Source organism: Streptomyces sp. P17 (assembly GCF_032436805.1).
Lineage (GTDB): Bacteria > Actinomycetota > Actinomycetes > Streptomycetales > Streptomycetaceae > Streptomyces.
Genome location: NZ_JAVRBF010001243.1, coordinates 1 through 249, shown reverse-complemented (window position 1 = coordinate 249; position 249 = coordinate 1). Strand labels below are relative to the sequence as shown.

At 46.6% G+C, this 249-nt stretch carries 1 protein-coding gene; it reads left to right on the top strand.

Translation table 11 applies throughout. The annotated features are described in order from the left end of the window. On the top strand, positions 1-162 hold a 162-nt coding region (locus RMT89_RS46405), incomplete at its 5' end, for a hypothetical protein (RefSeq protein ID WP_399499090.1). Between the last annotated feature and the right edge of the window lie 87 nt (positions 163-249).

Below are 249 nucleotides of genomic sequence, written 5' to 3'. Positions count from 1 at the left end.
ATCAGCCATAATCTGCTGGAATTACGGAACCTAGTACAAGTGGCAGAGCTGATTATCCGCTGCGCTATGCAGCGAAAAGAAAGCCGCGGTTTACACTATAATCTGGATTACCCAGAACAGCTTACCAATAGCCAACCTAGTGTACTTAACCCACATAGCTGAGACTGAACTAGATTTAAGCTTTTTTGATGGCGGATGAACGCCAGCGTTGCAGTTGTAATTGCCGGGCAAGTGCCCGGTAATCTTGTG